Source organism: Mesorhizobium sp. M1252 (assembly GCF_040318265.1).
Lineage (GTDB): Bacteria > Pseudomonadota > Alphaproteobacteria > Rhizobiales > Rhizobiaceae > Mesorhizobium.
Map to the genome: position 1 here is coordinate 69,308 of NZ_JAMYLX010000010.1, position 25,954 is coordinate 95,261.

Below are 25,954 nucleotides of genomic sequence, written 5' to 3' on the forward strand. Positions count from 1 at the left end.
GCTCAACCGTAGTGGACTTTGCGTTCCACATAGCGGAACTGGATGGCCGTGAGTGAGATGACGATGACCATCAGGATGACCGACTGCGCGGCCGAATCGCCGAGGATCAAATTGACGAAACCGTCATTGTAGACCTTGTAGACCAGCGTCTCGGTGGCCTTGCCCGGCCCGCCGCCGGTGACCGCATGGACGATACCGAAAGTGTCGAACAGCGCATAGACCGTGTTGACGACCAGCAGGAAGAAGGTCGTCGGCGCGAGCAGCGGGAAGACGATGGTCCAGAAGCGCTTCGTCTCCCCGGCGCCGTCCATGGCCGCCGCCTCTATCAACGTCTTCGGCACCGCCTGCAGCCCGGCGACGAAGAACAGGAAATTGTAGCTGATCTGCTTCCAGGCAGCCGCAGACACCAGCAGGATCATGGCTTGGTTGCCGTTAAGCAAAGGATCCCAGGCAATGCCGAGACCTCTCAAGGCGTAGGCCAGCGAACCGATCGAGGGGTTGAACAGAAACAGCCACAACATGCCGGCAATCGCCGGCGCCACCGCATACGGCCAGATCAGCAGCGTGCGATAGAGGCCTTTGCCGCGCACCACCTTCTCGGCCATGACGGCAAGCAACAGGGCCACACCCATGGCGACGATCGCGGTCGCCAGAGAGAACACCAGCGTAACTTTGATCGAGTTGAGGTAGGCCGGGTCGGCCAGCACCTTGCGAAAATTGGCGAGCCCGACGAACTTGCTCTTCAGCCCGAACGGGTCTTCCCTGAGCATCGACTGGTAGAGCGCCTGCCCGGTCGGCCAGTAGAAAAAGATCAGCGTAATGGCGAGTTGCGGCGCCACCAGCAGGTAAGGCAGGGTCTTGTTGGGAAAGACGACGCGTGGAGACAGGGTGATTCCCTCGCTATTCAGGAAATCGTCCACGCGGGTCCGCGTGGACGAGGTTCAACTGACAAATCGCTTCAGTTTGCGATCGCTTCCTGAATCGCCTTGTTGCCGCGTGCGACCGCGTTGTCGAGCGCCTGCTGCGCAGTCTGCTGGCCGGCCAGCATCTTCTCGAACTCCTCGTTCTCGATGTCGCGCACCTGCGGCAGGTTGACGAGGCGCACGCCCTTCGAGTTCTCGGTCGGCGCCTTGCCCAGCATCTGCAGGATCGGCGTCTCACGGCCCGGGTTCTTGTCATAGAAGCCGGACTTCTTGGTCGCCTCATAGGCAGCGAGCGTCACCGGCAGATAGCCCGACTTCTGATGCAGGTACTCCTGCACTTCGGTCTTGGAGAGGTAGGAGAAGAACGCCGCGACGCCCTTGTATTCCTCGTCCGATTTGTTGCCGAACACCCACAGGCTGGCGCCGCCCGGCGTGGTGTTCTGGGGCGCGCCCTTGGCGTCACTATCATAGGGAAGCTGGCCGATGCCGTAGTTCATGCCCGACTTGACGATGTCACCGAGACCCCCCGACGATTCGGTGAAGATGCCGCATTCGCCGGCAAGAAAGATCTGCTTGGCTTCGGAGGTACGGCCGCCATATTTGAAGGTGCCATCCTTGGCCAGGTCGGCGAGCGCCTGGAAATGATTGACGAAGATCGGCGCATTGATCTTGAGCTCGACGTCGGTTCCGGCAAGTCCGTTCTGGTTGGTGCCATAGGAAACGTCGTTCCAGGCCGCGAAGGCCTCAAGGTGGATCCAGGTCAACCACGTCGAGGTATAGCCGCAGGAAGCGGCGCCGCTCGCCTTGATCTTCTTGGCGGCTTCCCACACCTCGTTCCAAGTCTTTGGCGGGTTGTTCACATCAAGCCCGGCCTTCTGGAAAATATCCTTGTTGTAGTAGAGGATGGGCGACGAGGAATTATAGGGGAAGGACAGCATGGTCCCGTCCGGCTTCGAATAGTAACCGACGATGCCGGGCAAATACTGGCTCTTGTCGAAGGTCACGCCGGCGCTGGTTAGCACATCGGCCACCGGTTTGATCGCACCTTCGGCTGCCATCATGACGCCGGTACCCACGTCGAACACCTGGATGATGTCGGGCGCTTGCCCCGCACGATAGGCAGCGATGCCGGCATTCAGCGTTTCGGGATAGGTGCCCTTGAAAACAGGGAGAATTTCATAGTCGCTCTGGCTGGCATTGAAATCCTTGGCGATCTTGTCGACCACCTCGGCATTCGCGCCGGTCATGGCATGCCACCAACTGATCTGGGTGGCGGCGAAGGCGGAGGGGGTGGAAAGCAGGGTCAAGGTGGCGGCAACACCGGCCGCAAAGCCGAACAACTTCATGTTTCATCTCCCGTTTGTCATTGGCGAAAGGGGCACTCCCGCAAAGGCAATATGTGTCGCTGATGACAATCGGACAACGGATTTGTTGCTGTTTCGTGAATTTCATACCCGGCTAACTTCGCGCCCCCTCGCCTTGCAACGAGGACAGAGAGAAATGCCAAGCCGGCTCAGCGATAGAATGGGGCATGGTGGGCCTGCAAGGATCGCCGACCGCCCAGCGATGCGTGAAGGGCCCGCGTGACAGCGCCACGCACCTGCACCGTGAGGCCGCCAAACCGGCGCTCGGCCAGATCGAGATCGGCCGAGCGGCATCGCGCCAGGCGCTGCTGTAACCGTGCGTCTGGAATGAGACAGGATCGCCGCAACGTACAACCCGAAAAACCCGCTGTAGTTGTAGTTCGCATAACCGATTCTTCGTCAAGCGTGGCATACTAATCAAGTGGACGGCTTGATTGCTGTGGGAGAGCAGGTGGGCGAGATGCTGACGGTCTATAATTGTATCGTGCATGAGCACGATCTGAGACTGGTCGCACTGGCAGCGCTCATTTGCGGTATTTCTTCCTTCTCGGCGGTCAACCTGCTTCGCCATGTCGACCGCTCGAGCGAGCGCAACCGCTATACCTGGCTGATGATAGCAGCCACTTCCACCGGCTTCGGTATCTGGGCGACGCACTTCATCGCAATGCTTGCCTTTTCTCCCGGAATCCCCAACGCCTACAATACGGAAATGTCGGCGCTTTCGCTCGCCGGTTCCGTCGCCCTGACCGCTGCGGGCATGTGGATCGCCACCTTGCGCCGGGGCATCGACTACCCTCTGGTCGGCGGCGCGGTCCTCGGCGCTGGTATCGCCGCCATGCACTATATCGGCATGGCCGCTTTCGAGGTCGAAGGGCGCATCGTCTGGAACCCGCTGCTGGTCGGCGTCTCGGTGCTGGCAGGCGTGACCCTCGCCGCGCTGGCGCTGCTGGTCGTGTTGCGACGGCCGTCCATGCAGGCCACAATCGCCGCCGCCATCCTGTTGACGCTGGCGATCTGCAGCCTGCACTTCATCGCCATGGGCGCGGTGTCGATCTTCCCGGACTCCTCCATCGAGATATCGCAGTTCACGGTCGAACCGGTGTCGCAGGCCTTCGCCGCCGCTGCAGTCAGCATGGCTATCCTGGTGCTTTCAGCCGCAGCATTGTGGATCGACCTTCGCTTCCGGCGTCACAAGCTCGAGGCCGAGCGCATGCACGGCCTCGCCAACGCCGCCGTCGAGGGGCTGATCGTCTGCGACGGCGCCCGCATCGTCAGCGCCAATGACAGCATCGCCGCGCTAACCGGCATTGCGCCGGAAGTGCTGAACGCGATGCTGCTTGGCGACCTCTTCGGCGAACGCACCGCGGCCGGCATGTCCGACTGCAGCGGACAGGCACAGGAAGCCGAACTCAGAGCCCATGACGGCGCCACCATCCCCGTCGAACTTATCGCCAGGAGCATCGATTATTGCGGCAAGCGGCACAGCGTGGTCGCCGTGCGCGACATCCGCGAACGCAGGAAGGCCGAGCAGGAGATCCTGCGCCTCGCCCATTTCGACCCGCTGACCGGGCTCCCCAACCGCCGCAGTTTCTCCGGCCGGCTCGAGGCCGAAATTGCCGCAATGGACCGCGGCGGCAAGGGTGGGCATCTTGCGCTGCTGCTGCTCGACCTCGACCGCTTCAAGGAAGTGAACGACCTGTTCGGGCATGGCGCCGGCGATGCCATGCTGCAGAAGGTGGCGCTGTGCGCCTCCGCCGTGCTCCGCCACGGACAGATGCTGGCGCGTCTCGGCGGCGACGAGTTCGCCATCATCGCTCCGAACCTTCCCGATCCGCAGGCGGCCGGCCGCATCGCCGAGGCGGTGCTGGCGGCCATGCGCGAGGAAAACCGGCTGTCGGTCGGTGGCGGGCTGGTGTCGGCCAGCATCGGCATTGCACTTTATCCGCTCGACGCCGATGAGCCGACACTCCTGGTCAGCCACGCCGACACCGCGCTCTACCGCGCCAAGGCCGAGGGCAAGGACACCTACCGTTACTTCGAGGCCTCGATGGGCGCCGAGGCGCGAGACCGGCGCGTGATGGAGCACGAACTGCGCCAGGCCATGGCGCGCGATGAGTTTCGCCTCGTCTACCAGCCACAAAAGGAGATCAGCAGCGGGCGGATGGTCGGGTTCGAAGCGCTGATCCGCTGGCGCCATCCACAGCGCGGCGACGTGTCGCCGGCGACCTTCATCCCGGTGGCCGAAGACAGCGGCGTCATCATCCAGATCGGCGAATGGGTGCTGGCGACGGCCTGCGCCGAGGCAGCGCGCTGGAAGAACCCTCTCACCGTCGCGGTCAATGTCTCGGCGGTGCAGCTCCACAATCCGAATTTCAGCCGCAAGGTGCATGAAGTCCTGCTCGGCTCCGGCCTGACGCCCGGCAGGCTCGAACTCGAGATCACCGAAACGGCGCTGGTCAAGGACATGCCGCGCGCGCTGGCGACCTTGCGCCAGGTGAAGGCGCTTGGCGTGCGTGTGGCGATGGACGATTTCGGCACCGGCTACTCCTCGCTGTCCAATCTCCGCGCCTTCCCCTTCGACAAGATCAAGATCGACGGCTCATTCATCAAATCAGTCGACAGCAACGGCCAGGTGGCAGCCATCGTGCGCGCCGTTCTGGGGCTTGGCCGCGGTCTCGGCCTGCCGGTTCTGGCCGAGGGCGTCGAGACGCTGGGCGAGCTGAAATTCCTCGACGCCGAGGCCTGCGAGATCGGCCAGGGCTACTATCTAGGCCGGCCGAGCCCGATCGAGGCGTTCAGCGAACTGACCGGCGTCGCGGCGCCGGCGGCACACGACGACGCCAGCGTCAAACAAAGCGGCGGCAGCATCTTGATGCTGCCGCCGGCGGCGGCCCTGCGCTCATCCTAAGGGGCGAGTGCGGCCTCGACCAGGCGCTTGGCATCCGGTCCCGACCATTCGGCCGGTCCGTTCATATGCGCGATCAGGCAGCCTTCGCCGTCGATCAGCATGGTGACGGGGAGGCCTAGCGCCAAGCCACGCGTCTTGACGTCGTTGAACAGCGCCAGCGTCGAATCGCGGTAGTAGCCGAGCGACCCGATGCCGATATCGGCTAGGAACTTCTTCGGCTTCACATCGTCGCCGGCATCGACATTGACCGCGACCACTTCGAAGGCATCGCTGCCCTTTTCCTTCTGCAAGGCGTCGAGAGCCGGCATTTCGGCGCGGCAGGGCGCGCACCACGTCGCCCACAAATTGAGCAGCACGGTCTTGCCGGCATGATCGGCGATCGTCATCGGCTTGCCGTCGGGACCGTTGAAGGCGAGACTTTTCAGCGATTGCGGCGGATCGGCGGGCAGCAATGCCGCCACCTGGCCGGTGGCCGCGGCGGCAACCTTTTTGGCGCGGTCGCTCTTGGCGGCGCAGGCGACGTCGTCCTTGCTGTTGCCCGCGCCGGCCGCAGGTGCGCTGCCGGTGGCTGCGTTGTTGCCAGACCCGCTCTCGCTGACATATACCGCGACCACGCCGGCCAGCACGCCCGCCAGCAAAGCGGCGAGGATCAGGCGCGGGGCCGGGAAGTATCTGCTACCGTCTGCCATTTTCTAAGACTGCTCCGGAGCACGGGTTATAGCGATGAGCGACAAGAAGGCCAGCAACCAGATGTGGGGCGGACGTTTTGCCTCGGGTCCGGCCGCGATCATGGAAGCGATCAACGCGTCGATTTCGTTCGACCGCAAACTCTATGCGCAAGACATAAGAGGTTCGATCGCCCACAGCGAGATGCTGGCTGAAACGGGCATTATTTCGGCGGCCGACCAAGAAAAGATCGCTCACGGGCTGAACACGATCCTGAAAGAGATCGAGGCCGGCACGTTCGAGTTCTCGACCCGGCTGGAAGACATTCACATGAACATCGAGGCCCGCCTCGCCGATCTGGTCGGCCCGGCCGCCGGCCGCCTGCACACGGCGCGGTCACGCAACGACCAGGTGGCGGTGGATCTCCGGCTCTGGGTCAAGGACGAGTGCTTTCGCGTCGCCGAGGCGCTGAAGGGGCTGATCTCAGCCTTGCTCGATCGCGCCGAGGAGCATGCGGCGACCGTGATGCCCGGCTTCACCCACATGCAGGCGGCGCAGCCGGTGACCTTCGGCCACCATTGCATGGCCTATGTCGAGATGTTTTCGCGCGACCTGTCGCGCGTCCGCGACGCCATCGAGCGGATGGATGAAAGCCCGCTCGGCGCGGCAGCGCTTGCCGGCACCAGTTTTCCGATCGATCGCCACAAGACCGCCAAGGCGCTCGGCTTCCGCGAGCCGATGCGCAATTCGTTGGACAGCGTCTCCGACCGCGATTTCGCGCTGGAGTTTTTGAGCCTGGTGGCGATCTCCGCCACGCATCTGTCGCGGCTCGCCGAAGAAATCATCATCTGGTCGACGCCGCAATTCGGCTTCGTCAGGCTGTCGGACAGTTTCTCCACCGGCTCCTCAATCATGCCGCAGAAGAAGAACCCGGACGCCGCCGAACTGGTGCGCGGCAAGACCGGCCGCGTCACCGGCCATCTGGTCGGCCTTTTGACGGTGATGAAGGGCATGCCGCTGACCTACGGCAAGGACATGCAGGAAGACAAGGAATCGGTCTTCGACGCCGCCGAGACGCTCGATCTGATGCTGGCGGCGATGACCGGCATGGTGCGCGACATGACGGTCAATGCCGCCGCCATGAAAAAGGCCGCCGGCTCGGGCCACGCGACCGCGACCGACCTCGCCGACTGGCTGGTGCGCACGCTGGGCCTGCCCTTCCGTGAGGCACACCATGTCACCGGCGGCGCGGTGGCGTTGGCCGAAGAGAAGAAGGTGAGCCTTGAAAAGCTGTCGCTGGAGGATCTGCAGTCGATCAACCCCGGCATCACGGCAGACATCTTCTCGGTTCTGGCGGTGCAGAATTCGGTGAAGAGCCGCACCAGTTTCGGCGGCACCGCGCCATCGGAGGTCAGGAAGCAGATCCGCAGCTGGAAAAAGCGCATCGCCAAGGCATGATGCCGGGGTGCAATGCGCCTAAAACTCGGTTAAAAGCGCAGCACATAAAGTTTCGGACGGATGGATCGATGACCGCGAGCAGGATTTTGGTGACGCTGACGCTGCTGACGGCGATGGCTGCCGTGACCGCTTGCGGCCGTAAGGCTGGTCTCGACACGCCCTATGAAGCGGCCGTCCAGGCCCGCAAGGACGCCGAGCGCGCCAAACAGCCGGTGCCGCCAGAGCCGGAAAAACCGGTCGTGGACAAGAAGTTCATCCTGGACCCGCTGATCTAGAGCCGATGAGACCGGCTTGGTCTTTCTGGCCAGGTCTCGTGCTCCAACTTCCGGAAACACTCTCGTGAACCATTTCGACTACCGCGACGGCGTGCTCCATGCCGAGGACGTGGCGATACCAGACATCGCCGCAAGCGTCGGCACGCCGTTCTATTGTTATTCGACGGCAACCTTGACGAGGCACTACCGGGTGTTCGCCGGGGCTTTTGCCGGTCTCGACACGCTGGTCTGTTACGCCTTGAAGGCGAATTCCAACCAGGCGGTGCTGCGGACGCTGGCAAAGCTCGGCGCCGGCGCCGATACCGTCTCGGAAGGCGAAATGCGCCGCGCGCTCGCCGCCGGCATCCCGGCCAGCAAGATCGTATTCTCGGGCGTCGGCAAGACCGCGCGCGAAATGGATTTTGCGCTCGAGGCCGGCATTCTCTGCTTCAATGTCGAATCCGAGCCGGAGCTGGAGTTGCTGTCGGCCCGCGCCACCGCGCTCGGCAAGGTGGCGCCGGTCTCGCTGCGCATCAACCCGGATGTCGACGCCAGGACGCACAGGAAGATCTCCACCGGCAAGGCCGAGAACAAGTTCGGCATTCCATGGCAAAGGGCGCGCCAGGTCTATGCCCGCGCGGCCGGTTTGCCGGGCACCAAGCCCATCGGCATCGATACCCATATCGGCAGCCAGATCACCGAGTTGCAGCCCTTTGACGATGCTTTCGCGCTTCTGGCGGAACTGGTCGGCGCGCTGCGCGCCGATGGCCACGCCGTCGAGCATGTCGATCTCGGCGGCGGCCTCGGCATCCCCTACCGCACAGACAACAGCCCGCCGCCTCTGCCCGATGCCTATGCCGATATCGTCAGGAAGCATCTGACAAAGCTTGGGGTGAAGGTGATGTTCGAGCCGGGCCGGCTGATCGTCGGCAATGCCGGCATCCTGGTCTCGGAAGTGATATTCGTGAAGAAAGGCGACGCCAAGAACTTCCTCGTCGTCGACGCCGCCATGAACGATCTGATCCGGCCGACGCTCTACGATGCCTTCCACGACATCAAGCCGGTGGTGCAGCCGCCGGCCGACACGCCGCGCATGGCGGTCGACGTCGTCGGCCCGGTCTGCGAGACCGGCGACTATCTCGGCCTCGACCGTGACCTGCCCCGGCTCAAGTCTGGCGACCTCATTGCCGTCACCACCGCCGGCGCCTATGGCGCGGTGCAATCCGGCACCTACAACACCCGCCTACTTGTGCCTGAGGTTCTGGTCGACGGCGACCGTTTCCACGTCGTGCGCCGGCGCCAGACCTATGACGAGCTGATCGGCCTGGATTCGGTGCCCGACTGGCTGAAATAGAAGCCGCAGCGCCGGCTGCGCTACAGCCGGTTCTGGATGAGCATCCTTGTGTCGGCGATCCTGTCCTCGTCGCGGCGGTAGAACGTCCATTGCTTGATGCGCTTGGGGCGCAGCAGGCCGGCCTGGGTAAGCACGCGCATATGTTCGGAGAGCGTCGCCTGCGTAATGCCGAGCTTCTCCGCGATCAGCAGCGCGCAAACGCCGTCCTCGACCAGATCGCCGTCTGCCTGGGCCGGGAAATGCGCCTGCGGATCCTTCAGCCAGTCGAGGATCTGCAGCCTGCGTTCGTTGGCGACTGCCTTGAAGACTTCAACCTCTTGCATTTAGCCATTTTGCCAAGTTACTAATTGCTGTCAATCCCAAGGAGATGGTCATGACGAACGGCAACACCGTCACGCGCGAACGCATCGCCGCGATGGAACCGCGCATCCGCCCCTATATCAGGCACACGCCGGTGCTGCGCGTCGACATGGCCGATTTCGACCGGCCGCCGCAGGCGGTTGACCTCAAGCTCGAATGCCTGCAGCATTCCGGCTCGTTCAAGGCGCGCGGCGCCTTCACCAATCTGCTCGAACGGCCGGTGCCTGCGGCCGGCGTGGTTGCGGCTTCGGGCGGCAATCATGGTGCTGCGGTCGCCTATGCCGCCATGCGGCTTGGCCACAAGGCGACGATCTTCGTTCCCGAAGTCAGCCCGGCGGCCAAGCTGCAGCGCATCCGCGGCTACGGCGCCGAACTGATCGTCGGCGGCGCCCGCTATGCCGAGGCGCTGGCCGCCAGCGAGGCTTTTGCTGAAAAGACCGGGGCGCTGCAAATCCATGCCTTCAACCAGGAGGAAACATTGGTCGGCCAGGGCACGCTCGGCCTCGAAATCGAAAACGATCTGCCCGACATCGACACGCTGCTGGTCGCTGTCGGCGGCGGCGGCCTGATCGGCGGCATCGCCGCCTGGTTTGCCGGCCGCATCAGGATCATCGCCATCGAGCCCGAAGGCGCGCCGACGCTGCATCACGCCTTCGAAGCCGGCCACCCCGTCGATGCGCCGGCCGAAGGCGTCGCCGCCGATTCGCTGGCGCCCAAGCGCGTCGGCGAGATGATGTTCCCGATCGCCGAGGCTTTTGTCGAGCGCTCCATTCTGGTCACCGACGACGCCATCATTGCCGCGCAGAAGGCGCTGTGGGAGCGGGTGCGTATCATCGCCGAGCCGGGTGGGGCCGCTGCCTTTGCGGCTCTCTTGTCCGGCCGCTACACCCCGGCGCCGGGCGAACGGATCGCGGTCCTGGTATGCGGCTCGAACACCGATCCCACGAAATTCTAAACCTTGCTGCGACTGAAGTGGGACGCAAACCCGCCAAAGCTTTTCAAGTTTTCCGGAACCGCCTCGCCTTTGCCGTGTTTGCTGGTAAACTTCTGCTTGTTGAGTCCGGGCTATCCCGCCCGGGCAGGAAGGGCCAATGACGGAACGCCCCATTTCCAGTGGCGATCGCAGCCTGACCGGGCGGCTTGCCCTGAGCCGGCTGGCGACACGGGTCTCGATGACGGTCGAGCGCGGCTGGCCGCTGCTTCTGCCGCTGCTCATCGTCGCCAGCCTGTTTCTCAGCCTCTCCTGGCTCGGCCTTTTCCCCCGGCTGCCTGACATTGCGCGCATTATCCTGGTCACGGCGTTCGGTATTGCCACGCTGGCGGCGCTCTACCCGCTGCGTTTCTTCAAGCTTCCATCCGCCGCTGAAATCGACCGCCGTATCGAGGCCGCCAACCAGCTGCAGCACAGCCCGGTGCTGGTGCAGACCGACCGTCCCAGCGGCAAGGAAAGCATCTTTTCCCAGGCGTTGTGGCGCGAACACCAAAAGCGCATGGCCGACAAGCTCGGCAGCCTTGGCGCCGACCTGCCGCGTACCCGCGTGCCGGAGCGCGATCCGTGGGCATTGCGTGCCGTGGCGGCGCTGCTGTTGGTCACCGCTTTTGCCTTTTCCTTCGGACCGTCCGGCGGCAGGCTGTCCGATGGTTTCAGTGCCCATGCGGCGCGCGACATCGTACCGCCGCGCATCGATGCCTGGGTGACCCCGCCGGCCTATACCGGCAAGCCGCCCATCTTCTTGACCGCGCCAGTCATCGATGGCAACGCCAAGCAGGCGGTTGCCACCTTCACCGTGCCGCAAGGCAGCGACGTCTCGCTGCGCGTGACCGGCGGCTCCGGCGAGGAAACGCTAAGCTTTGCCGACAAGGGCGGCAATGCTCGCGCCATCGACCCGTCGGGACCACAGGTGGCGGCCGTCAAGGCAGCGGCGGTCAACCCCGCGACCCCCAAGCTGCGCCAGTTCACCGGCAAGCTGACCGCCGACGGGACGCTGACGCTGAAGTCGGGCGAAGCCGATCTCGGTCGCTGGGCCTTCGCGGTGATCCCCGACAAGCCGCCGACGATCCGCTTCGTCGGCGAGCCCAAGCGCGCCGTCAACGGCGCCTTCGAGCTCAACTACCAGATCGACGACGACTATGGCGCGGCCACCGCCAAGGCGGTTTTCGCGCTGGCCGATCCGGCGGCGCCCGATGCGCATCCGCTCTACGGTCCGCCTGACCTGCCGCTGGCGCTGCCGCGCCGCGGCGGCAAGGCGAACGCCGCCAAGACCACCAAGGACCTCACCGAGCACGTCTGGGCCGGCGCCAGCATCAAGCTGTCGCTTGTCGCCACCGACGATGCCGGACACACCGCGACCAGCGAAACCAAGACTATTGTGATGCCGGAGCGGCCCTTCGCCAACCCGCTGGCGCGGGCGGTGGTCGAGCAGCGCCGCCTACTGGCGCTCGACGCCAATGCCAAGCCGCGCGTGCTCGACCTGATGGACGCCATCACGCTGCGGCCCGAGGACACGTTCGACAACATGTCGCATTACCTCGCCATCATGAGCGCCCGCAGCCGGCTGAAGATGTCGGACAGCGACGATCAGTTGCGCAACGAGGTTGCCTATCTCTGGGAAATCGCGCTCGGCATCGAGGAAGGCAATCTCTCGTCCGCCGAAAAGCGGCTCCGCCAGGCCCAGCAGGCGCTGCAGGACGCCATCAAGCGCGGCGCCAGCGACGAAGAGATCGAAAAGGCGATGAAGGAACTGCGCGAGGCGATGAACGAATTCCTGCAGGAATTCGCCGAGCGCGCCAAGCAGAACCCGAACGCGCCGCAGATGCAGCAGAATGGTCGCGAGCTGCGTCAGAGTGATATCGACCGCATGATGGACCAGATCGAGAACCTGGCGAAGTCGGGCGACCGCGACAAGGCGCAGGAGCTGCTGTCGCAGCTGGAAAACATGATGAACAACCTGCAGGCCGGCCGTCAGCAGCAGGGCGGCGAGCAGGACAGCGAGATGCGCCAGCAGATGGACAAGCTGGGCGAGATCATGCGCCGCCAGCAGGAGATGATGAACGACACCTACCGCATGGACCAGATGCAGCGCGGAGATAATCAGCAGCCCGGCGAAGGCAATGGCGACGACCCGGACCAGCCGGGCGTCGGCAAGGATCGCGATCCTCTCGCCCGGCCGAAGTCGATGACACCGCAGGAATTCGCCGATGCGATGAAGCAGTTGCAGGAAGGCCAGGGCCAGTTGCAGAGCGAACTCGACAAGCTGAAGAAGGGCCTGGAAGGCATGGGCATGCAACCCAATGAGGGGTTTGGCGACGCTGGCAAATCCATGGGCAATGCCGAAAAGTCGCTTGGCGAAGGCGAAGGCGACCAGGCAGTCGGCCACCAGGGTCGCGCGCTGGAAGCGCTGCGCAAGGGCGCCAAGGAGATGATGAAGCAGCTGCAGGCGATGCAGGGCGACCAGGGCGGCAGCCAGGAAGGCGGCCGCCAACAGGACGCCGGCCGCGATCCGCTGGGCCGACCGCGCGCCAGCCGCGGACCCGATTTCGGCGATTCGGTGAAGGTGCCCGACGAGATCGACGTGCAGCGCGCCCGCCAGATTCTCGAGGCGATTCGCAAGCGGCTCGGCAACGCGCTCAGCCCCGACATCGAGCGCAGCTACCTCGAGCGGCTGCTGGAGCTGAAGTAGCCTCCAAGGCAACATCCGTCGAACTGAATGGTATCAGCGCCATGCCGAAACTCGGTGCCGTCACGCCCATCCTGCGCATCTTCGACATCGCCAAGGCACGCGAATTCTATGTCGACTTTCTCGGCTTCAAGGTCGAGTTCGAGCACCGCTTCGACGACAATGCGCCGCTCTACATGGGTGTAATCCGCGACGGCTGTGTCCTGCATCTGAGCGAACATCATGGCGACGGCGCGCCGGGTATAGCCATGCGCATCAAGGTTGAGGACATCGCGGCATTGCACCGCGAACTGATCGGCAAGAGATACCGCTACGCCCGGCCGGGCCTCGAAACCACGTCGTGGCAGACCCGTGAAGTGTCGGTCGGCGACCCCTTCGGCAATCGCCTGCATTTCTACGAGGATGCAACAGACTAAGCCGGCCGGTTGACGAACGCCTCGCGGATCGCCTCCTGCATGCCGTCGATAGCTTCGCCTGAGGCATTTGGGCTGCGGTGCATCACCACATTCGAGGAATCGATATGGCCGAACCCGTCAGCGGCGGTGAGTTCACGACAGCCATCCGGAATATTGCTGTGCGAGATCGGCGCGATCGCCAGGCCAGAGGTGACGGCGAGCTTCAGGCCGCCGGTGGTGTCGCTGGTATAGGCGACACGGTAGGCCAGCCCACGCTGCTCAAGCGATTTGATGGCAAAGTCCTTGCACCAGCCGGCCCGGTTGTAGAGCGCGATCGGCACCGGCCGCTCCTCATGCATGTGATGCAGGCTCGATGTCACCCACACGGTCGGATCGTGCATCAGCACCTCGCCGCCGGAAGGATCCTGCCATTCGAACACCACGGCGAGGTCGAGTTCACCGGCCGCCAACGCTGCCAGCTGGGCGCCCGAATGTGCATAGCGCACGGTGACCTCGACCTTGGTGTGACGCTTCGAGAAGGCGCCGAGCGCGCGCGACAGGATGGCGTGACCATATTCCTCGGGAATGCCGATGCGCACAGGCCCGCCAAGCGGTGCCGCCGCCATCGATGCCGCCGTCTCGTCGAGCAGAGAGACGATGCGGCGGGCATTGACGATCAGCTCGCCGCCACGGCGCGTCAGCGCCACGCCGCGCGAGCCGCGTTCGAACAGGCTGTCGCCGACCAGCTCCTCGAGCTTCTTCATCTGCATCGACACCGCCGACTGGGTGCGCCCGGCCTGCTCCGCCGCCCGGGTGAAATTGCCCGCTTCGGCAATGGCGACGAAGGTGCGCAGGAGATCGCTGTCGAGGGCTGGCCGCATCGAATCCGTCATAAGCAAATTTGATCGCTGGTATCATTCCAATTCGTTTGCAACATGTCAAACGCCGCAGCATAGTCCGCTCACCCATTGGATGTGCCGCCGCGAAACCGGCTGCGGACCAATCAAAGAGTCCTCACTCATACCCGCTGCCCGAAACGGTGGCGGGTTCTTTTTACCCCATGGCCGGGCGGCTGCGGGCAGTAAGGCAAGGGCCGGCAGAACAACATGCGCAACCGGATCGTTCTCGGCATCATCAGCCTGTGCCTTGGCGTGCTGGTGTTCTCGCTCCAGGACCCGCTGGTCAAGGCGGTGTCGGCCGGCTATCCCGTGACCGAGGTGATGTGGATCCGCTCGATCGTCGCTTTGCCGATCCTGGTCGTTCTCGTTCGCGCCGATGTCGGCCTGCGGGCCATCGCCTCGAAGCGGTTTGGCCTGCTGACGATCCGCGCCTTCATCCAGTTCAGCTCCTATACCGTCTACTATCTGGCGATCGCCGCTCTGCCGCTGGCCGATGCGGTGGCGCTCTACTTCATGGCGCCGCTGTTCATCATGGCGATGGCCGGGCCCTATCTCGGCGAGCGTGTGTCATGGCAGGCGCTGGCCACCGTGCTGATCGGCATGCTGGGCGTGGTCGTGATGCTGCGCCCGGGCGCAGGCCTGTTCGACTGGGCGGCCCTGTTGTCGCTGGGCTCGGCGCTGCTCTACGGCTTTTCGCAGCTGATGGCGCGCAAGATCGGCGACACAGAATCCTCCACCGTCATGGCCTTCTACCAGAACGGCGCCTATCTGGTCGGGGCCGCTATGGTTGCCGGCACGTTCTGGCTTGCCGGCATAACCCACGCGGTCCATCCGAGCCTCGAATTCCTGGTGCGGCCGTGGGTCTGGCCGACGACACCGGATTTCCTCAAGATGGCCGCCTGCGGCTTCGTCGCTTCCGCGGGCATGATCCTTCTGTCGCAGGCCTATCGGCTGGCGCCAGCCAACCGCGTCGCCACCTTCGAATACACAGGGATCATCTGGTCGCCGTTGTGGGGCTTCCTGTTCTTCAACGAGGTGCCGCGCTCGACCACCGCCATCGGTGCGGCGCTGATCATCGGCGCCGGGCTGCTGGCGCTCAACACCGAGCGGCGCAGGAGCGCTGCGCCTGTCCTCGCCGCGTCTCAGGATGCCGCCTGAAGCGTGTCAGGCGAAGCAGGCGAGCGCCTGGTCGACCCGCGAGCGGATTTCGGCCAGCGTGAAAGGCTTTTGCACGACGTCGATAATGATGCCGTTCAATTCCTCGGCGCGCTCGCGCTGGTCGGCATAGCCGGTCATCAGCAGGATCTTCATGTCAGGGAAAAGCCTGGCTGCGGCGATCGCCATCTCGATGCCATCCATTTCCGGCATGCGGATATCGGAGACGACGAGGTCGTAACCGCCGCCTGCAGCACTGACCATCGCCAGCCCCTGCGCGCCGTCGGCGGCGATATCGATCGAGTGCCCGGCGCGTTCGAGCGCGCGGGCGGCGAGGGTGCGGACGGACTCATCGTCCTCGACGATCAGAAGCTTTGCCATGGGCCGGAATTTGGCGGGCAAAAGTTGACTTTTTCTGAAAATTTGAAGCGTCGGGGGCCTTTTCTCAGGCATCGCCTTTGACGACACCGACAAACGGCAGTTCGCGAAAAGCGTGAGCGACGTCCATGCCGTAGCCGACGACGAAGTAATCGGGACAGTCGAAGCCGACATAGTCGGCGTTCAGCTCCGTCTGGCGGCGCATGCGCTTGTCCAACAGCACCGCGATGGCGCAGCTTTTGGCGCCGCGCGACAGCATCAGGTTGCGGGTGAAGGAGAGCGTCTTGCCCGACTCCAGGATATCGTCGATCAGCAGCACGTCGCGGCCGGCGACCTCATTGTCGATGTCGCGCAGCACCCTCACCTCGCCGCTGGTGGTGCCGGCGCCATAGCTGGAAATGAAGATGAACTCGACCTCCGGCGACAGCCCGACATCGTGCATGGCGCGGATCAGATCGGCGGCGAAGATGAACGAGCCCTTCAGCACCGAAATCACCAGCAGGTCGTGATAGTCGTGCTCGGCGATCTCCTTGGCGAGTTCGAGATTGCGCCGCGCGATCGCGGACGCCGAAAACAGGACCTCGATGTCCTTGCCGCGCACAACTGGCATCAACAACCTTTCCAGAGAACCGACTAGCCGGCGAAGGTGACCGCCACGGCCTTGACGCCGTTTCTAGGCACATCGAGGCGGCTGGAAAAGCCGAATCTTTCGCCGGGCGCCAGAGAACGGTTGGATGTCCCCAGAGTATAACGGGTGATGCGGCTGTCATTGCCGGTGACACGTATCTCCAGCGGCGGCAATTGTCCCGCCTTCAAACCGTCATTGACGGCCTCGCCATCCACGAACAGCACCGGGGCGGGTCCTGAGGCGTCGACACGCGACGTGACGCCGGCAATGCTGAGTACGGCGCCCTCCGGCTGTTCGACTGACCAGAACGGCGTCTGGCGCACCAGCGCGTGGCCACCCGAGACCCAGAAGGCGGCAAGCGCCGCACCGATGCCGGCAATCCAGAAGATCGGCCCGCCACGCGATGCCGGCCGCCCGGCTGACGCATCTGATTTGCGCAGCATCTCCATGCCTTCCATCGACGGCGTCGCGATGTCGCGCGCCGGCGTCGGCATGGCTTCTATCAGTGGGATCAGCTGCGGCAGCACCTCATAATCCGCATCGACGATGTCGGTCGCCACAGGCCGCGATTCCGGTGCGACACTTGTCCCGGTCATGATTTCGCCGGAAACCGGGCGCGCGGTTCGTTGCTCAGCCATCATGGCCCCGCTGTTGCCTCTTCGTTTCTTTTGCGTAAATGGAAATGGTTAACGCTTCCCCACCGGAACCCTTGTGACGCACTCAAAAACAGCGAAAATTAACCGACGGTTAACCATGGCGGCCGATGGTCGTTGGACAGAAAGGGCTGGCACGCCGCCGCCCTCAGGTCGTCGCACGTGATCCGCTTCGAAAATGTCGGCCTCCGCTATGGCATGGGTCCGGAAATCCTCCGCGACATCTCCCTGCACATTCCGGAGAGCTCCTTCCAGTTCCTGAGCGGGCCCTCCGGCGCCGGCAAGACGACGCTGCTGCGCCTTCTGTTCATGTCGCTGAAGCCGACACGCGGGCTGATCACCATCTTCGGCAAGGACCGCTCGCGCATCTCGCGCGCTGAACTGCCGCATCTCAGGCGCCGCATCGGCGTGGTGTTCCAGGATTTCCGCCTGCTCGACCACATGACCACCTATGAGAATGTCGCTCTGCCGCTGCGCGTGCGCGGCCGCGAGGAAGCGAGCTACCGCACCGACGTCACCGAACTTTTGAAATGGGTTGGCCTGGGCGAGCGCATGCATGTGTTGCCGCCGGTCCTTTCGGGTGGCGAAAAGCAGCGCGCGGCAATCGCCCGGGCCTTGATCGAACAGCCCGAAATCCTGCTTGCCGACGAGCCGACCGGCAATGTCGACCCGCCGCTGGCGCGCCGGTTGCTCAGGCTGTTCATTGAGCTCAACCGGCTCGGCACCGCGGTGGTGATCGCCACTCACGATCTCGGCCTGATGGAGCAGGTCGACGCGCGCCGCATGATCCTGGCCGGCGGAAGGCTGGATATTTATGACTGAGCTATCGGCCGAACAGCTGCATGAAGACGCCGCCGAGCCCGCGACGACGACGCAGCGCGTCCAGCGCCGCATGGCGCCGATCGTGCCGGCGCAGAATATTGCCGGCCGCGCCTTGGTGCTGGTCATCGCCATCATGACCTTCCTGTCCTGCCTGACTTTCGGCGCCGTCACGCTGGTGCGCGACACTGCCTCGATCTGGGAAAACCAGATCTCGCGCGAGGCGACGATTCAGATCAAACCGGTCGACGGCCTCGACATGGAGGCAGCCCTTGCCCAGGCCTCGCAGATCGTCGGCGAATTCCCCGGCGTGAAGGAAACCCGGATCATCGATCGCGACGCCACCGCGCGTCTGTTGGAGCCATGGCTGGGCTCGGGCCTGAATATCGACGAATTGCCGGTGCCGCGCCTGATCATCGTCAACATCGACGAGACCAGTCCGCCCGACTTTAGCGCCATCCGTGCGGCGCTCACGCCCAAGCTGCCGAGTGCTTCGCTCGACGATCACCGTACATGGGTCGACCGGCTGGTCGCCATGGCCCGCACCACGGTCACCATCGGCATCGCCGTGCTGGTCCTGATGCTGTCGGCGACGGTGCTGACCGTAGTGTTTGCGACGCGCGGCGCTATGGCGGGTAACGGCCATATCATCGAAGTGCTGCATTTCGTCGGCGCCGAGGCGCGCTTCATCGCGCGCGAATTCCGCTGGCATTTCCTGGTCACCGGCATGAAGGGCGCGGCCGCCGGCGGCGCAGCCGCGATCCTGGTTTTCATCGTCTTTTCCTGGTGGTCGTCGCGCAACATGGCAACGCCGCAGGCCGACCAGGCCACCGCTTTGTTCGGCAATTTCGCCATCGGATCGGCAGGCTATCTCGGCGTCGGCCTGATGGTGCTGGTGATCGGCGGACTGACAGCGGCGACCTCGCACGCCACCGTCGTCGCCTATCTCAGCGACATCGATGTCCGCCAGCCGGATGCGGGGTGAACCGTGAGGGCAGAAGCGAAAACAGTTCGGGGGCAAGGACAGGAATGGAAGGGACGATCACGGATCGAAAACCGACGTAACGCAATGTGCGCTTTTTTCCTTACCAAAAAGGCATTTCAGGATTAACCATAGGATGATGAACGCGCGGGAGTCGACCGGAACGGCTGGACAGATGCCAGTGGTGCGTTTGCGTGTGCGTACCGGGCTGGGCCGTTTGCGCACCGCCCTGCGTCTCGCCTCCCTCTGTCTACTGCTGCTGGTGGCCCTGTTTGCCGGTGGCTTCGGCTGGTTCGCCAGCAAGGTCAGCCACATGACGACCCCGACCAACCCGGCCAAGGCCGATGCGATCATCGTCTTGACCGGCGGTCAGGCCCGCCTCGACGCAGCACTCGATCTGCTTGCCTCCGGCAAGGGCGAGCGGCTGCTGATCTCAGGCGTGCATCCCTCTGCCAGCCGCCGCCAATTGCAGGCTGCTACCGGCGGCGACAAGGCGCTGTTTTCCTGCTGTGTCGACATCGACCGCGCCGCGCTCGACACGATCGGCAATGCCGAGGAAAGCGCTAAATGGGTGGAGAGCCACGCCTATGGCAGCGTCATCCTCGTCACCAACAATTACCACATGCCGCGCAGCCTGCTCGAGATGGGCCGCCTGCTGCATGGCGCCAGGCTTGAACCCTATCCGGTGGTCAACACCAATCTGGACAATGGCGACTGGCTGACCAAGCCGGAAGCGCTACGCGTGCTTCTGACCGAATACAGCAAATACCTGCTGGCGCTTGCGCGCGGCGTCGTCCCGGTCCGCCAGACTGCCGACAGCGTCGCACTGGCCGAGGTTTCGACCGCCAAGGACTAAAGCAATTCCAGGAAAAGTGTGTAGCGGTTTTCCCGGGAAAAGCACGTACGCTTTCCCTATTGCGTCCAGACAGACGACTCTGACGGCGCTCGATTACCCCTTGGCCGTGCCGTCTTCCGCGCCACGCAGCCGCGCAATCTCCTGTTCGAGGCTTTCAATCCGCTTGTCGCGTTCGGCGAGTGCGGCCGCGACATCGGCGGCCTCGAATCGCTGCGGAATGTGTTGCGGGCAATTGGCATCCCAAGCCGAGACGGTGAACAGGATGACCTGCTCGGGGCGCGCCTTGTAGTCCTGCGGCATCAGCCTTGCCAGAAGCTCGGCATCGTCCTCGACGACGCGCGCCGTGCCCCAGATCTTGACGCGCTGGCGATGCGCATAGTCGATCAGGAACAGGAATGCCTGGTTGTTGTCGGCGAGATTCCCCTGCGTGATGAACTGCCTGTTCCCGGAGAAATCGGCAAAGCCGATGGTCTTCTCGTCCAGCACCTTGAGGAAGCCGGCTGGCCCGCCGCGATGCTGGATATAGGGCTGACCCTCGCCATTTGCCGTCGACAGGAAGACGCTGGTCTGCGCCGCGATGAAGTCGGCGAGGTCGGGCGTCATATGGGCGCGCCATCCGCCGCGCTCCTCGGCGCTGGCATAGCCCTTGCGCGAACCTTTGCGGGTCTGGATCGCCTTGACCGTCGGCGTGAAGGCGACATCGCTGGTGAAAGTATGAGCATTCATGGAAGCCTCCGCGAGGTCGAAACACGGCCATTGTACGCGAAGAGGTAGGTCCTTCCATGTTTTGGATGTAGATGGCATAGTTGCAAGCCATCCTTCCAATTTCCGGAAGACACTATGGATCGTCTCGAAGCCATGTCGCTGTTCGTCGCCGCGGTGGAAGCGGGCAGCCTTTCCGCTGCCGGCCGCCATTTCGGCATTCCACTGGCAACGGTCAGCCGCAAGGTTTCCGACCTCGAAAAGCACCTTCAGGCGCGCCTGCTGAACCGTTCGACCCGGCAGCTCACGCTGACCGATGCCGGCCAGGCCTATCTCGCCGCCTGCCGCCGCATCCTCGGCGAGGTCGGCGAAGCCGAACGCACCGCTGCCGGCGAATACAGCACGCCGACCGGCGACCTGTTCATCACCGCGCCGGTCGTCTTTGGTCGCCTGCACGTGCTGGCTGTCGTCACCGAATTCCTGGCGGCTTATCCTCAAGTCAACATTCGCCTGACGCTGGCTGACCGGATAACCCAACTGGCGGAGGAACATCTCGACCTTGCCATCCGCATCGGCGAGCTTGCGCCTTCGAGCCTCATTGCCATCCGCGTCGGCGCGATCCGTCGCGTCGTGTGCGCCAGCCCCGCCTATATCGCCGCGCATGGCATGCCGCGGACGCCGGACGATCTGGCCGCGCATGAATGCATCAGTTTCGAAGGGCCTGCAGCGCTCGCCAGCTGGAGCTTTGCCGGCGACAAGGGCGAACTGATCGTGCCGATCCACTCACGGCTGCGCGTCAACACGGCGGAAGCTGCAATCGATGCCGCGATTGCAGGCGCCGGGATGACGCGGGTGCTCTCCTACCAGATCGCGGACGCAGTACGTTCCGGCGTGCTCGTCCCGGTCTTGCGACCCTTCGAGCCGCAGCCGTGGCCGGTGAGCCTCGTCCATGCCGGCCAAGGCCTGCTGGCGGTGAAACTCAGGGCGTTCCTCGATTTCGCCGCTCCGCGGCTGAAGCAGCGGCTATTGCAGGCGACGTGGTGAGTTGAGACTGGCTTGAGTCAGTGGCGAGCCGGCCTATGTCAGGCCATTGCGGCGTTTCCTTTTTGCCCGCGCTTGGTGTAACCAACGCACACCTCCTCAACGGGCCCTTCCCCGCATGCTCTATATCCGCTCGCTGGCGTTCAACTTCGTCTTCTATGTCAATCTGATCGTCCAGATGGTCCTCTGGACCCCTTACTACTTCCTCTCGCCACGCCATCGCGCCTGGTTCGTGCCGAAATTCTGGTCGCGCACCAGCCTGTGGCTCTACGACAAGATCGCCGGCACCAGGAGCGACATCACCGGCGTCGAGAACCTGCCGGAGGGCTCTTTCATCCTGGCGCCGAAACACCAGTCGTTTTGGGACGCGATCGCTTTCTTTCCCTTCCTCCACGATCCGCTTTATATCCTGAAGCGCGAGCTGACCTGGATCCCCTTCTTCGGCTGGTACATCCTGAAGATGCGGATGATCCCGGTTCACCGCGGCAGCCGCTCCAAGGCGTTGAAGCAGGTCGTTGCATCGACAAAGCAGGAGATGGGGCGCAATCCGCGCCAGCTGATTATCTACCCCGAAGGCACGCGCCGAGCGCCAGGCGACGAGCCGGCTTACAAATACGGCATTGTCGAGCTCTATACGCAGCTTGGCGTCCCGGTGGTACCGGTCGCCCATGTCGCCGGCCTCTATTGGCCTCGCCGCAAATTCTTGCGCTTTCCCGGCACCATCAAGGCCCGCTTCCTGCCGCCGATTCCGCCCGGGCTCGGCAAGGACGAATTCATGGACCGGCTGATCGGCGATACGGAAGCCGCCTGCGACCAGCTGCTGATCGAGGCATCGCAGGCTCCTAACCCGCCGCAAATGCCGCCGACGGCGGTCAAGCGGCTGGCCGAACTCGCCGCGGCCGCCAAAGCAATTCCAGGAAAAGTGTGAGCGGTTTTTTCCGTGCTGAATTGCGCCAAAACAAAAAAGACCAAAGCTTGATCTCTTCTGCGAGCCGGCTCAAGGCCACGCGGCCAGCGCGGTGGTCAGCACCAGCGTCGCCGCGAAGGCCAGATTGATGATCCGCGACGCCAGCGGCTGGCGCAGGGTGCGGGCGAAGGCCGCGCCGGCCAGCAGCCACAGCACATGGATGGCTACGATCATCAGGGTGAGAACCGCCAGCCTGGCCGGGATGCCGAGAGCATCGGCGCCGGCTGCGGTCGCGGAGCCAGCAAGGACCGCAGCAATCGCCACATAGGCTTTCGGGTTGGCAACGGCGAGCAGGAAGCCGCCGAGGAAGGTCGGCAGAACCGCGCTGCTGTCACGCGCGGCCAGCGGCGGCGCTGTCGCTATTCTGTAGGCGAGGTAGAGAATATAGGCGGCGGAAGCGACCGCCAGCACTGGCGCTACGCCCGGCATCGAGGTGAGGATAGCCTTGATGCCGGTGGCCACGACCAGCAGCACCGCGACCGTGCCTAAAATGATCCCCGATGTGTAGTGAAGCGAATTGCGCAGGCCGAAGGCGGCCCCTATCGCCGTGACGCTGATCGTCGCCGGGCCAGGACTGCCCATGACGACGGTTGCCGCCAGCACCAGCGCCAGCAATTGCTGCCAGGGCTGCGCCTGGGAAAGAATGTCTGCGGCCATGCTGCCTCTTCTCCACAATAATGGAGAACAGTGTGGCAAGGCAGACAGCCGTCGTCTTGAACGATCGTGCCGAACCTGCGCGGCTAGGCGCTGGCCTTGTCCAGCGCCACGAGATCCTCCGCGCTGAGCTTCAGCGATGCGGCGCGCACCAGGCTGTCGACCTGGTCCAGCGTCGTGGCGCTGGCGATCGGCGCGGTGATGCCGGGCTGCGCCATCACCCAGGCGAGTGCTACTTCCGCCTGCTTGGCCGAATGGCGCGCCGCCACAGTGTCGAGTGCGGCCAGAATGCGCATGCCGCGCGCATTGAGATAAGCCTTCACGCCGCCGCCGCGTTCACTTTTGCCGAGATCGGCCTCGCTACGGTATTTGCCGCTCAAAAACCCCTTGGCGAGGCTGAAATAGGTGATGACGCCGATATCCTCGGCCACGCACAGATCATGCAGCGGCCCGTCGAAGGATGAGCGGTCGTAGAGATTGTATTCCGGCTGCAGCACGCTGTAGCGCGGCAGCCCGCGCAGGCTGGCAACATCGAGCGCGGCGCGCAGCTGGCCGGCGTCAAGATTCGAGGCGCCGATATGGCGGACCTTGCCGGCAGCGAGCAGCTTCTGGTAGGCGCCGAGCGTCTCTTCGTAAGGCGTGGTCGGGTCCGGCCAGTGCGACAAATAGAGGTCGATCACATCGGTCTGCAGCCGCTCAAGCGACGCCTCGACCGCCCTTTCGATATGGGCAGCGGACAGATCCTTCTTGCCTTGTCCCATATCCGAGCCGACTTTGGTGATGACGATGATCTTGTCACGGTTGCCGCGGCTTTTCATCCATTTGCCGATGATGGTCTCGGACTCGCCGCCCGCGTGGCCCGGCACCCAGCGCGAATAGGCATCGGCCGTATCGATAGCGTTGAGGCCGGCGTCGCCGAACCGGTCGAGCAGGTCGAAGGAGGTCTTCTCGTCCGCGGTCCAGCCGAAGACATTGCCGCCCAGGACCAGCGGCGCGATGGAAAGGTCGGTTTGACCGAGACGGCGTTTTTGCAAGACGGGGCTCCGTGGGCTGGCGGCGGGCGACCCGAATGCTTCGGGCCGCAGCTAAGCTAGGTCTCGCCGCGCCGAGGTCAAAGGCCTCAGCCAATTTTTCCAGCGGGCCAGCGCTTCACAAAGGCGCGAGCGCTTCGCCTGCAGGCTCGCCGTGGTCTACTGGCTCACGAGGCGATCCGCTTCGCCACCTCTTCCAGCCAGTGGTCGCTGATACCCAGCGCCGCGAGATGCTGCAGCGTGTTGAGCACATAGTCCTCGTTGTTTCCGGACTGGCCGACGGCGCCACGGATAACACCTGCCGCATGCGCAGGGTCGAGCCCGCCAGCATACTGCGCATGCTGGCGGTCGACGATATAGGCGACCGCTTTCACTCTCTCTGCCGCGGCCGCACCATTCCCGTCGAGGCTGATATCGAGCACACGCTCGAGATAGACGCTGGTCACCAGTTCGCGCTCGCGCAGATAGGTCAGCACCTCATCGCGCAACTCGCCGGGCACGCGAAACGCCAGCCCGATGCAGGAGCCGCCACGGTCGAGGCCGAGCACCAAGCCCGGCCGCTGACGCGTGCCGCGATGCACGAAGGAATAGACGCAGAGCGACCGGCGGTAGCCGTAAAGCCGCGCGCGGCGGGTCTCCACATGCGCAAATCCCGGCCGCCAGATCAGCGAGCCATAGCCAAAAACCCAAAAATCGCCCATATCGCCAAGCCTGATTGCACGAAGGTGACGCCGCCGCATCGGAATCGGTGCTCTTCTGTCTTTTTGCTTGTTGCGTAACCACAGTCCACCCGCAACACGCCCGCGTTAATGAAAGCCGCAGCATGACGTCAAGTGACGAGCGTCCGTCGAAGTTTCGCCACCGGCTGATGTGGCTCGCTGCCTTGGTCGTTATGCTGTTCGGCGCCTACAGCGCGGTCTGGTTCTATGTCGCCGGTCGCGTCAGCAGCGAAGCCGACAAGGAGGTGGCCTCGCTCAAGGACAAAGGCATCGAGGCCGGCTGCGCCAACCTCACCGTCAGCGGCTACCCCCTGCGTTTTGCCATCTCCTGTGACAATCTGGCTTACGAGGACGACGCCAGAAACGTTGCCGCCTCGGCAGGCAGCTTCAACTTCGTTGCAGAACTCATCCGGCCTTTGTCGCCTGCCGCCGAGTTGCGTGGGCCACTGCGGACCTCGGTGCCCGGGATGGCGCCGCTATGGATCGATTGGGACAATCTGCAGGCCAATGCCAAGCTCTCCTGGCCCTTGCCACGCAGCATTTCGCTGCAGGCCGAGAGCTTGTCCGGCCAGACCGATCCGGCCGACGACACCGACCCGGTTTCACTGTTCAGCGCCGGAACCGCGGCGGGCGAGTTGCGACCCGACGGCCAGGACCTTGGCTATACCGGAAGCTTCACCGATCTTGAGATCGACGCCGACGCGATCGGCGGGCGCGTGCTGCCGCCGCTCGACGGCAGCGGCGACGCGACGCTGAAGAACGGCGTCGCGCTGATGAAGACGCAGGCCAGGAGCCTGCGCGGCCAGGCGGTCGACATCCACAAGCTCGATCTGTCGTCGGGAACCGCGCGCATCACCGTCTCCGGCCCGGTGTCGGTCGACGCCAACGGCCAGGTCAATGCCGACCTGACGATCAAGCTGCAGGATCCCAAAGCCGTGGCGGCAATCCTCGCCACCGCAATCCCCGAGCAGAAGAGCCAGATCGAGCAAGGCTTTGCCGGTCTGGCGCTGCTCGGCAACGAACCGTCGATGCCGCTCAAGGTGGTGAAGGGCAAGGCCTCGCTCGGCTTCATTCCGCTGGGCAAGATCAAGCCGCTCGATTAGAGCAATTC

The 25,954-nt window shown here is 64.0% G+C and carries 27 protein-coding genes; 15 read left to right on the top strand and 12 right to left on the bottom strand.

Annotation, left to right across the window (positions count from 1 at the left end; translation table 11 throughout):
- Window positions 1-2 precede the first annotated feature (2 nt).
- The gene (ugpA, locus tag NKH22_RS20490; RefSeq protein ID WP_023731064.1) at window positions 3-887 is read right to left on the bottom strand and encodes a sn-glycerol-3-phosphate ABC transporter permease UgpA; all 885 of its coding nucleotides are present in this window, start codon (window positions 885-887) and stop codon (window positions 3-5) included.
- A gap of 71 nt (window positions 888-958) precedes the next feature.
- Window positions 959-2,269, bottom strand: a complete 1,311-nt coding sequence (ugpB, locus tag NKH22_RS20495) for a sn-glycerol-3-phosphate ABC transporter substrate-binding protein UgpB (RefSeq protein ID WP_352910767.1) — start codon at window positions 2,267-2,269, stop codon at window positions 959-961.
- A 185-nt stretch (window positions 2,270-2,454) separates the two neighbouring features.
- Here ugpB and NKH22_RS20500 point away from each other — a divergent pair, with 185 nt between their 5' ends.
- Both NKH22_RS20500 and NKH22_RS20505 read left to right on the top strand, forming a co-directional pair.
- Window positions 2,455-2,601, top strand: coding sequence for a hypothetical protein (locus tag NKH22_RS20500; RefSeq protein WP_023694020.1), 147 nt, complete (start codon window positions 2,455-2,457; stop codon window positions 2,599-2,601).
- A 146-nt stretch (window positions 2,602-2,747) separates the two neighbouring features.
- Entirely contained in the window at window positions 2,748-5,195 is a 2,448-nt protein-coding gene (locus NKH22_RS20505; protein ID WP_352910856.1) for a bifunctional diguanylate cyclase/phosphodiesterase, read from the top strand.
- On the opposite strand, the gene tlpA is transcribed toward NKH22_RS20505, so the two are convergent.
- The gene (gene tlpA, locus NKH22_RS20510; RefSeq protein ID WP_023804537.1) at window positions 5,192-5,884 is read right to left on the bottom strand and encodes a thiol:disulfide interchange protein TlpA; all 693 of its coding nucleotides are present in this window, start codon (window positions 5,882-5,884) and stop codon (window positions 5,192-5,194) included. The genes NKH22_RS20505 and tlpA overlap by 4 nt on opposite strands.
- A gap of 34 nt (window positions 5,885-5,918) precedes the next feature.
- On the opposite strand from tlpA, the gene argH reads away from it, so the two are divergent.
- The 3 genes from argH (at window position 5,919) to lysA (ending at window position 8,927) form a co-directional block, all read left to right on the top strand.
- Window positions 5,919-7,319 carry an argininosuccinate lyase gene (argH, locus tag NKH22_RS20515; RefSeq protein WP_352910769.1) on the top strand — a complete coding sequence of 467 codons (1,401 nt, stop codon included), beginning with the start codon at window positions 5,919-5,921 and terminating at the stop codon, window positions 7,317-7,319.
- 68 nt (window positions 7,320-7,387) lie between these two features.
- On the top strand, window positions 7,388-7,594 hold the full coding sequence (locus NKH22_RS20520; protein ID WP_023673325.1) for a hypothetical protein: 207 nt from the start codon (window positions 7,388-7,390) through the stop codon (window positions 7,592-7,594).
- A 64-nt stretch (window positions 7,595-7,658) separates the two neighbouring features.
- Entirely contained in the window at window positions 7,659-8,927 is a 1,269-nt protein-coding gene (gene lysA, locus NKH22_RS20525; protein WP_023822493.1) for a diaminopimelate decarboxylase, read from the top strand.
- 20 nt (window positions 8,928-8,947) lie between these two features.
- Here lysA and NKH22_RS20530 read toward each other — a convergent pair whose 3' ends face one another.
- Window positions 8,948-9,250 (bottom strand): ArsR/SmtB family transcription factor, encoded by a 303-nt coding sequence (locus NKH22_RS20530; RefSeq protein WP_352910770.1) that lies wholly within the window; start codon window positions 9,248-9,250, stop codon window positions 8,948-8,950.
- A gap of 50 nt (window positions 9,251-9,300) precedes the next feature.
- Here NKH22_RS20530 and NKH22_RS20535 point away from each other — a divergent pair, with 50 nt between their 5' ends.
- The 3 genes from NKH22_RS20535 (at window position 9,301) to NKH22_RS20545 (ending at window position 13,380) form a co-directional block, all read left to right on the top strand.
- Window positions 9,301-10,242, top strand: a complete 942-nt coding sequence (locus tag NKH22_RS20535) for a threonine/serine dehydratase (RefSeq protein WP_023822495.1) — start codon at window positions 9,301-9,303, stop codon at window positions 10,240-10,242.
- A 136-nt stretch (window positions 10,243-10,378) separates the two neighbouring features.
- Window positions 10,379-12,967 carry a TIGR02302 family protein gene (locus NKH22_RS20540; protein ID WP_023822496.1) on the top strand — a complete coding sequence of 863 codons (2,589 nt, stop codon included), beginning with the start codon at window positions 10,379-10,381 and terminating at the stop codon, window positions 12,965-12,967.
- A gap of 41 nt (window positions 12,968-13,008) precedes the next feature.
- Window positions 13,009-13,380 carry a glyoxalase superfamily protein gene (locus tag NKH22_RS20545; protein ID WP_023685340.1) on the top strand — a complete coding sequence of 124 codons (372 nt, stop codon included), beginning with the start codon at window positions 13,009-13,011 and terminating at the stop codon, window positions 13,378-13,380.
- On the opposite strand, the gene NKH22_RS20550 is transcribed toward NKH22_RS20545, so the two are convergent.
- Window positions 13,377-14,240 (bottom strand): LysR family transcriptional regulator, encoded by an 864-nt coding sequence (locus tag NKH22_RS20550; RefSeq protein WP_023726969.1) that lies wholly within the window; start codon window positions 14,238-14,240, stop codon window positions 13,377-13,379. The two genes, NKH22_RS20545 and NKH22_RS20550, sit on opposite strands and share 4 nt — an antisense overlap.
- A gap of 225 nt (window positions 14,241-14,465) precedes the next feature.
- Between NKH22_RS20550 and NKH22_RS20555 the strand changes: the two genes are divergently transcribed.
- Entirely contained in the window at window positions 14,466-15,416 is a 951-nt protein-coding gene (locus tag NKH22_RS20555) for a DMT family transporter (protein ID WP_023822497.1), read from the top strand.
- A 6-nt stretch (window positions 15,417-15,422) separates the two neighbouring features.
- On the opposite strand, the gene NKH22_RS20560 is transcribed toward NKH22_RS20555, so the two are convergent.
- From NKH22_RS20560 to NKH22_RS20570, 3 genes are all read right to left on the bottom strand, one after another.
- Window positions 15,423-15,794 (bottom strand): response regulator, encoded by a 372-nt coding sequence (locus NKH22_RS20560; RefSeq protein ID WP_023673316.1) that lies wholly within the window; start codon window positions 15,792-15,794, stop codon window positions 15,423-15,425.
- Window positions 15,795-15,858: 64 nt separating this feature from the next.
- Entirely contained in the window at window positions 15,859-16,401 is a 543-nt protein-coding gene (gene hpt, locus NKH22_RS20565; protein WP_023673315.1) for a hypoxanthine phosphoribosyltransferase, read from the bottom strand.
- A 23-nt stretch (window positions 16,402-16,424) separates the two neighbouring features.
- A complete protein-coding gene (locus tag NKH22_RS20570; RefSeq protein WP_023685343.1) occupies window positions 16,425-17,060 on the bottom strand; it encodes a hypothetical protein in 636 nt (211 codons plus the stop codon).
- Window positions 17,061-17,234: 174 nt separating this feature from the next.
- On the opposite strand from NKH22_RS20570, the gene ftsE reads away from it, so the two are divergent.
- The 3 genes from ftsE (at window position 17,235) to NKH22_RS20585 (ending at window position 19,729) form a co-directional block, all read left to right on the top strand.
- The gene (gene ftsE, locus NKH22_RS20575) at window positions 17,235-17,894 is read left to right on the top strand and encodes a cell division ATP-binding protein FtsE (protein WP_023685344.1); all 660 of its coding nucleotides are present in this window, start codon (window positions 17,235-17,237) and stop codon (window positions 17,892-17,894) included.
- Entirely contained in the window at window positions 17,887-18,876 is a 990-nt protein-coding gene (locus tag NKH22_RS20580) for a cell division protein FtsX (RefSeq protein WP_023694031.1), read from the top strand. The genes ftsE and NKH22_RS20580 overlap by 8 nt, the downstream gene beginning before the upstream one ends.
- Window positions 18,877-19,009: 133 nt before the next feature.
- Window positions 19,010-19,729, top strand: coding sequence for a YdcF family protein (locus NKH22_RS20585; RefSeq protein ID WP_023673311.1), 720 nt, complete (start codon window positions 19,010-19,012; stop codon window positions 19,727-19,729).
- A 93-nt stretch (window positions 19,730-19,822) separates the two neighbouring features.
- Here the strand turns inward: NKH22_RS20585 and NKH22_RS20590 are convergent, their stop codons facing one another.
- Window positions 19,823-20,455, bottom strand: coding sequence for a pyridoxamine 5'-phosphate oxidase family protein (locus NKH22_RS20590; RefSeq protein WP_023673310.1), 633 nt, complete (start codon window positions 20,453-20,455; stop codon window positions 19,823-19,825).
- 114 nt (window positions 20,456-20,569) lie between these two features.
- On the opposite strand from NKH22_RS20590, the gene NKH22_RS20595 reads away from it, so the two are divergent.
- Together NKH22_RS20595 and NKH22_RS20600 are read left to right on the top strand one after the other, a co-directional pair.
- A complete protein-coding gene (locus NKH22_RS20595; protein ID WP_352910774.1) occupies window positions 20,570-21,475 on the top strand; it encodes a LysR family transcriptional regulator in 906 nt (301 codons plus the stop codon).
- A 115-nt stretch (window positions 21,476-21,590) separates the two neighbouring features.
- Window positions 21,591-22,400 (top strand): lysophospholipid acyltransferase family protein, encoded by an 810-nt coding sequence (locus tag NKH22_RS20600; protein ID WP_023673308.1) that lies wholly within the window; start codon window positions 21,591-21,593, stop codon window positions 22,398-22,400.
- 69 nt (window positions 22,401-22,469) lie between these two features.
- Here NKH22_RS20600 and NKH22_RS20605 read toward each other — a convergent pair whose 3' ends face one another.
- The 3 genes from NKH22_RS20605 to NKH22_RS20615 all read right to left on the bottom strand — a co-directional run bounded on the left by NKH22_RS20605 (window position 22,470) and on the right by NKH22_RS20615 (window position 24,825).
- A complete protein-coding gene (locus tag NKH22_RS20605) occupies window positions 22,470-23,096 on the bottom strand; it encodes a LysE family translocator (RefSeq protein WP_023698717.1) in 627 nt (208 codons plus the stop codon).
- A gap of 83 nt (window positions 23,097-23,179) precedes the next feature.
- Window positions 23,180-24,127: an aldo/keto reductase gene (locus NKH22_RS20610; RefSeq protein ID WP_023731073.1), complete on the bottom strand. Its 948-nt coding sequence runs from the start codon at window positions 24,125-24,127 to the stop codon at window positions 23,180-23,182.
- Window positions 24,128-24,291: 164 nt separating this feature from the next.
- Window positions 24,292-24,825 carry a gamma-glutamylcyclotransferase gene (locus tag NKH22_RS20615; protein ID WP_352910776.1) on the bottom strand — a complete coding sequence of 178 codons (534 nt, stop codon included), beginning with the start codon at window positions 24,823-24,825 and terminating at the stop codon, window positions 24,292-24,294.
- Between the two features lie 122 nt (window positions 24,826-24,947).
- Here NKH22_RS20615 and NKH22_RS20620 point away from each other — a divergent pair, with 122 nt between their 5' ends.
- Window positions 24,948-25,946 (top strand): DUF2125 domain-containing protein, encoded by a 999-nt coding sequence (locus NKH22_RS20620; protein ID WP_352910777.1) that lies wholly within the window; start codon window positions 24,948-24,950, stop codon window positions 25,944-25,946.
- Window positions 25,947-25,954 lie beyond the last annotated feature (8 nt).

What these genes read in the sequence shown, in the direction of transcription:
- NKH22_RS20595 (WP_352910774.1), top strand. Translation starts at nt 20,570, where the DNA reads ATGGATCGTCTCGAAGCCATGTCGCTGTTCGTCGCCGCGGTGGAAGCG.
- NKH22_RS20540 (WP_023822496.1), top strand. Translation starts at nt 10,379, where the DNA reads ATGACGGAACGCCCCATTTCCAGTGGCGATCGCAGCCTGACCGGGCGG.
- NKH22_RS20570 (WP_023685343.1), bottom strand. Translation starts at nt 17,060, where the DNA reads ATGATGGCTGAGCAACGAACCGCGCGCCCGGTTTCCGGCGAAATCATG.
- tlpA (WP_023804537.1), bottom strand. Translation starts at nt 5,884, where the DNA reads ATGGCAGACGGTAGCAGATACTTCCCGGCCCCGCGCCTGATCCTCGCC.
- NKH22_RS20545 (WP_023685340.1), top strand. Translation starts at nt 13,009, where the DNA reads ATGCCGAAACTCGGTGCCGTCACGCCCATCCTGCGCATCTTCGACATC.
- ugpB (WP_352910767.1), bottom strand. Translation starts at nt 2,269, where the DNA reads ATGAAGTTGTTCGGCTTTGCGGCCGGTGTTGCCGCCACCTTGACCCTG.
- NKH22_RS20535 (WP_023822495.1), top strand. Translation starts at nt 9,301, where the DNA reads ATGACGAACGGCAACACCGTCACGCGCGAACGCATCGCCGCGATGGAA.
- argH (WP_352910769.1), top strand. Translation starts at nt 5,919, where the DNA reads ATGAGCGACAAGAAGGCCAGCAACCAGATGTGGGGCGGACGTTTTGCC.
- NKH22_RS20590 (WP_023673310.1), bottom strand. Translation starts at nt 20,455, where the DNA reads ATGAATGCTCATACTTTCACCAGCGATGTCGCCTTCACGCCGACGGTC.
- NKH22_RS20605 (WP_023698717.1), bottom strand. Translation starts at nt 23,096, where the DNA reads ATGGCCGCAGACATTCTTTCCCAGGCGCAGCCCTGGCAGCAATTGCTG.
- NKH22_RS20555 (WP_023822497.1), top strand. Translation starts at nt 14,466, where the DNA reads ATGCGCAACCGGATCGTTCTCGGCATCATCAGCCTGTGCCTTGGCGTG.
- NKH22_RS20530 (WP_352910770.1), bottom strand. Translation starts at nt 9,250, where the DNA reads ATGCAAGAGGTTGAAGTCTTCAAGGCAGTCGCCAACGAACGCAGGCTG.
- NKH22_RS20585 (WP_023673311.1), top strand. Translation starts at nt 19,010, where the DNA reads ATGATGAACGCGCGGGAGTCGACCGGAACGGCTGGACAGATGCCAGTG.
- NKH22_RS20600 (WP_023673308.1), top strand. Translation starts at nt 21,591, where the DNA reads ATGCTCTATATCCGCTCGCTGGCGTTCAACTTCGTCTTCTATGTCAAT.
- NKH22_RS20520 (WP_023673325.1), top strand. Translation starts at nt 7,388, where the DNA reads ATGACCGCGAGCAGGATTTTGGTGACGCTGACGCTGCTGACGGCGATG.
- NKH22_RS20500 (WP_023694020.1), top strand. Translation starts at nt 2,455, where the DNA reads ATGGTGGGCCTGCAAGGATCGCCGACCGCCCAGCGATGCGTGAAGGGC.
- NKH22_RS20620 (WP_352910777.1), top strand. Translation starts at nt 24,948, where the DNA reads ATGACGTCAAGTGACGAGCGTCCGTCGAAGTTTCGCCACCGGCTGATG.
- NKH22_RS20550 (WP_023726969.1), bottom strand. Translation starts at nt 14,240, where the DNA reads ATGCGGCCAGCCCTCGACAGCGATCTCCTGCGCACCTTCGTCGCCATT.
- NKH22_RS20580 (WP_023694031.1), top strand. Translation starts at nt 17,887, where the DNA reads ATGACTGAGCTATCGGCCGAACAGCTGCATGAAGACGCCGCCGAGCCC.
- hpt (WP_023673315.1), bottom strand. Translation starts at nt 16,401, where the DNA reads ATGCCAGTTGTGCGCGGCAAGGACATCGAGGTCCTGTTTTCGGCGTCC.
- NKH22_RS20505 (WP_352910856.1), top strand. Translation starts at nt 2,748, where the DNA reads ATGCTGACGGTCTATAATTGTATCGTGCATGAGCACGATCTGAGACTG.
- NKH22_RS20560 (WP_023673316.1), bottom strand. Translation starts at nt 15,794, where the DNA reads ATGGCAAAGCTTCTGATCGTCGAGGACGATGAGTCCGTCCGCACCCTC.
- NKH22_RS20615 (WP_352910776.1), bottom strand. Translation starts at nt 24,825, where the DNA reads ATGGGCGATTTTTGGGTTTTTGGCTATGGCTCGCTGATCTGGCGGCCG.